The sequence below is a fragment of the Microcystis sp. genome (genome assembly GCF_048564745.1).
Taxonomy (GTDB): Bacteria; Cyanobacteriota; Cyanobacteriia; order Cyanobacteriales; family Microcystaceae; genus Microcystis; species Microcystis ichthyoblabe_A.
In genome coordinates this window covers 1-4,911 of the sequence record NZ_JBLZRT010000052.1, presented here as the reverse complement: position 1 = coordinate 4,911, position 4,911 = coordinate 1, and the positions used below count along the sequence as shown (strand labels likewise).

4 protein-coding genes and 1 tRNA gene are annotated in these 4,911 nt (G+C 44.7%); 4 read left to right on the top strand and 1 reads right to left on the bottom strand.

Translation table 11 applies throughout. The features are described from left to right. Positions 1-384: 384 nt before the first annotated feature. A tRNA-Thr gene (locus ACOCD9_RS07890) sits at positions 385-456 on the bottom strand. Positions 457-515: 59 nt separating this feature from the next. Between ACOCD9_RS07890 and ACOCD9_RS07885 the strand changes: the two genes are divergently transcribed. From ACOCD9_RS07885 to ACOCD9_RS07870, 4 genes are all read left to right on the top strand, one after another. Beyond that, positions 516-770 carry a DUF3493 domain-containing protein gene (locus tag ACOCD9_RS07885; RefSeq protein ID WP_409817421.1) on the top strand — a complete coding sequence of 85 codons (255 nt, stop codon included), beginning with the start codon at positions 516-518 and terminating at the stop codon, positions 768-770. Positions 771-991: 221 nt separating this feature from the next. After that, a complete protein-coding gene (locus ACOCD9_RS07880) occupies positions 992-1,285 on the top strand; it encodes an RNA recognition motif domain-containing protein (protein ID WP_419547012.1) in 294 nt (97 codons plus the stop codon). Between the two features lie 321 nt (positions 1,286-1,606). Next, a complete protein-coding gene (locus ACOCD9_RS07875) occupies positions 1,607-1,900 on the top strand; it encodes an RNA recognition motif domain-containing protein (RefSeq protein ID WP_287703377.1) in 294 nt (97 codons plus the stop codon). Between the two features lie 199 nt (positions 1,901-2,099). Further along, complete coding sequence (locus tag ACOCD9_RS07870) at positions 2,100-4,622, top strand: glycogen/starch/alpha-glucan phosphorylase (protein WP_419547010.1); 2,523 nt, start codon at positions 2,100-2,102, stop codon at positions 4,620-4,622. The last annotated feature ends 289 nt before the right edge of the window (positions 4,623-4,911 follow it).

The following is a 4,911-nucleotide window of genomic DNA, read 5'->3' as shown; positions in this document are numbered from 1 at the left end:
AACACTTTTAGGACTATTTTGTCGAAGAAACTATCAGTATAGACCTCGTTTCCACACAGAAACCAGAAGAGCCACTCTTTTACCTCTTGTTTGCTGCTAAAATGGCTTATTGAAGTAAATCGGCTCTCTTCCCCTTGGTGTGATAAGTTTAACTTATATAGGAGCGATCAATCTTTGTGTCCTTTGTGTCTTTGTGGTTCGTTTCATTCGCTCGCCAGCAGAAATGTATCTGAGAATAGATTTTACCCACCAAACCCAAGAGAGCCGCAAATCCCCGGCAAAGGCGTTACCCTAGGGGGGGGTTTTGGCATAGCCGGAACAAAATCAAGGCATTTAACCACTGTACCAGTATTTCTTAGTCAACTTCCGGGAGGTAAAACCCCAAGCCGATGATGGGATTTGAACCCACGACCAATTGATTACGAATCAACTACTCTACCACTGAGCTACATCGGCACATTGCCAATTTCCGATTATATCACGGACAATAGATACAGAGCTAGAAAAATTTTTTTATGAGCAAATCCCCTCGACTCGATCCCCAAAAATACGCCCGCTTGAAAGAGGAAGCGGCTAATCCCTACCGAGGTCTGCGGCAGTTTATCTATCTCGGTTTAGGTGCTTCTGGTTTTATCGGTGCGGTGGTTTTTCTAGCCCAATTAGCGGCAGGTAGGGACGTAGCCACCGCCTTACCCAATTTTGCCCTACAAATCGGTGTGGTGGCCCTGATGATTTGGTTATTTCGTCGGGAGAAAAAAGCTCAGGGTTGAGGGAGTAGCCACCGATAGCCAAAACAGTCTCTTTCCCCGGAGAATAAAAGTTAACATTAACTCTAGTCTTTTCGTGTTATGATTGGGGCGAGAGTCAAGATTAGTGTTCAAGTTCGTTTCCAGTATTAATCCGGTAAGTCTTTTACTTTAGTATTGTTCGGCTTCTCCCTGAATTTTGTGTCTCCACACCGTTTCGAGTATTGATCGAGGATTCAAGTATTATGTCTATTTTTGTTGGTAATCTCTCTTACGAGATTTCCCAAGAAAATCTGGTCGAGGTCTTTCAAGACTACGGCAAGGTCCAAAGAGTCCATATTCCCGTTGACAAAGAGACAGGCCGCAAACGCGGTTTTGCCTTCGTGGAAATGGAAAATAAAGCCCAGGAAGCCAAAGCGATTGAGGCACTGGATGGTGCTGAATGGATGGGACGAGCAATTAAAGTTAACGAAGCCCGCGAGCGTGAAGAGCGCACGCCCTTCAATGGTGGTGGTGGTGACAGAAAAAAACGCTATTAAGCTTTTTTTGTGAATAATTGTGGGAGGGTGAACAGGGTTCACCCTTTTTTTGTCGACAATCGCCGTTTCGCTCAAAACCAATAGAAATCTAAATGTCTGAGTCTCTCTAAAAGGTAACAAGTAAACTATAAAGGATATCGTCATCAGATTCTGATCGGCGATCGACTCTTTCTGTGTTATGATCGAGGCGAGAGTCAAGATTGGTGTTCAAGTTCGTTTTCAGTATTAACTCGGTAAGTCTTTTACTTTAGTATTGTTCGGCTTCTCCCTGAATTTTGTGTCTCCACACCGTTTTGAGTATTGATCGAGGATTCAAGTATTATGTCTATTTTTGTTGGTAATCTCTCTTACGAGATTTCCCAAGATGATCTAACCGAAGTTTTTACAGACTACGGCAAGGTTCAAAGAGTCCATATTCCCGTGGATCGTGAGACAGGCCGCAAACGCGGTTTCGCCTTCGTGGAAATGGAAAATAAAGCCCAGGAAACCGCCGCAATTGCCGCCCTGGATGGTGCTGAATGGATGGGACGAGCAATTAAAGTTAACCAGGCCCGCGAGCGTGAAGAGCGTGCGCCCTTCAATGGTGGTGGTGGTGACAGAAAAAAACGCTATTAAGCTTTTTTTGTGAATAATTGTGGGAGGGTGAACAGGGTTCACCCTTTTTTTGGCGGCAATTGCGATCGCCGTTCCCCTCAAAACCAATAGAAATCTAAATGTCTGAGTCTCTCCAAAAGGTAACAAGTAAACTATAAAGGATATCGTCATCAGAATCTGATCGGCGATCGACTCCCGAATATATGGACAACAAAAACCGATGGAGACAACCTACACCCTAGCTGATGGGACTGAAGCACTTCAATGCCCCACTTTAGTCGAAGATGATCGCACGGGCATGAGTCCCGAAACCCTAAAACGGGCTTTTCTGGACAATTTGTTTTATTTGCAAGGGGTTAACCGCACTAATGCCAGTCCCTACAATTACTATGTCGCCCTTGCCTACACCGTTCGCGATCGCCTGCTGCGTCGTTTTCTGAAATCCACCGATACCTACAAACAAGAAAAAGTTAAACTCGTCTGCTATTTCTCCGCCGAATTTCTCATGGGGCGGTATTTAGGCAATAATCTCGCTAATTTGGGTATTTATGACCTGATCAAAGAGATGATCGAGGAATTAGGTCTTGATTTTGAGGAAATTATCGAACAGGAACCGGATCCCGGCCTGGGAAACGGCGGTTTAGGGCGTTTAGCGGCTTGTTTCCTCGATTCCCTCGCTTCCCTAGAAATTCCCGCCATCGGTTACGGTATCCGCTACGAATTTGGCATTTTCCATCAAATGATCCAAGACGGTTGGCAGGTGGAAATCCCCGATAACTGGCTACGCTTCGGCAATCCTTGGGAACTACCCCGTCCCGATGAAAGTGTGGAAGTAAAACTGGGTGGCCGGACGGAAATCTATCACGATGATAAGGGACAAGAACGGGTACAATGGCTGCCGGAACGTCGGGTTTTAGCCATTCCCCACGATACCCCCGTCCCGGGTTATAAAACCAACACGGTTAACGCTTTGCGTCTCTGGAAAGCAGAAGCGAGTGAATCGTTTAATTTTGAGGCTTTTAACGCCGGATTATACGATCAATCCGTGGCTGAAAAAATGGACGCGGAAACCATTTCTAAAGTCCTTTATCCCAACGATAACACCCCCGCCGGTCGCGAATTACGTCTCGCCCAACAATACTTTTTTGTGGCCGCTTCCCTGCAAGATTTAATTCGCATTCACCTAAAAAGCCACAAAAATCTGCAAAACTTCCACGAAACCGCCGCTATTCAACTGAACGACACTCACCCCGCCATTGCGATCGCTGAGTTAATGCGTTTGTTAGTGGATGAAAACGGCTTAGAATGGTCAAAAGCTTGGGCAATTACCCAAAAAACCTTCGCTTATACCAATCATACCCTATTGCCGGAAGCCCTAGAACGTTGGTCGGCGGATCTGATCGGGAAATTGCTGCCCCGACATCTAGAAATTATCTACCTGATCAATCACTTTTTCCTTGAGGATGTGCGGACTTGGTTTCCCGATAACGAGGAATTATTGGGCAAATTGTCGATAGTTGAAGAAGCTGGTTGGGGTAATAAACAAATTCGCATGGCTAATTTAGCCTGTGTGGGTAGTCACTCGATTAACGGAGTCGCTGCCTTACACACCGAGTTGCTGCAAAAAGACACCCTGAAAGAGTTTGCCATGCTCTGGCCAGAAAAATTCTACAATAAAACCAATGGTGTCACCCCGCGCCGGTGGATTTTATTGAGCAATCCCCAATTATCGGCACTATTTACCGAAAAAATCGGCGATAATTGGTTAAAAGACCTGAAGGAATTGCGAAAACTGGAACAATACCTTGATGATCCTGAATTCCGTCAGCGTTGGTATGAAATTAAACAGGCGAATAAGGCCGATTTAGCGGCTTATATGCTGAAAACCCGCAATATCGAGGTGGATGTTAATTCGATTTTCGATGTGCAGGTAAAACGGATTCACGAATACAAACGCCAACATCTGGCAGTTCTGCACATTATCGCCCTTTATAATCGCATTAAACAGAACCCTCAGATCGATATTGTGCCGCGCACTTTTATCTTTGGTGGTAAGGCAGCCCCCGGTTACTTTATGGCTAAGTTAATTATTAAGTTAACTAATGCTGTAGCTGAAATTGTTAATAAGGATCCTGATGTCAGAGGTCGTTTAAAATTGGTTTTCCTGCCTAACTTTAACGTTTCTTTGGGTCAACGCATCTATCCGGCGGCGGATCTGTCCGAACAGATTTCCACGGCGGGTAAGGAAGCTTCCGGAACCGGTAACATGAAGTTTGCCATGAATGGCTCCCTCACCATCGGGACTCTGGACGGCGCTAATATCGAAATCCGCGAGGAAGCCGGGGCAGAAAATTTCTTCCTTTTTGGCTTGACAGCAGGAGAAGTTTATGCTAAGAAAGCCCACGGTTATGAACCGATGAGCTATTACAAAAATAATCGCGAATTGAAGGGAGTGATCGATCGAATCAAGAGTGGTTATTTTAGCCATGGTGACCAGGAATTATTCAGGCCGATCGTCGATTCTCTCCTCTACGATGACCAGTATATGCTTTTAGCTGATTATCAATCCTACGCTGATTGTCAGGAACAGGTAAGTGAAGCTTATCGCGATCGGGACAAGTGGACGCGGATGTCGATTCTTAACTCGGTTCGCATGGCTAAATTCTCTAGCGATCGCACAATCTGGGAATATTGTCAAGAGATTTGGAAAGTTAATCCGGTCAAGATTAGTTTAGAGGATTAAAAAACTCGGTCAAGTTCGGGTTTAGTCTTTGACTAGCCCGAATTTTGGAACCGTAGCCCCAAAAATGCTTGATGAAAACGTCTAAACTATGATTTTTATGATTGTTTGATGGACTAGGATTTTAAGTTTTATACACTTCAATTATTTCTATGGCATAGAACGAGTTAGTTAGGACAGATGCCTGAAGGCTTTACTCACAGCATCCACAAGGTTTTCACTATCATTGATAATCTGACTAACATAGTTTTTCAATCTAGCCCAGAACTTTTCAATTTTGTTGAGATCTGGA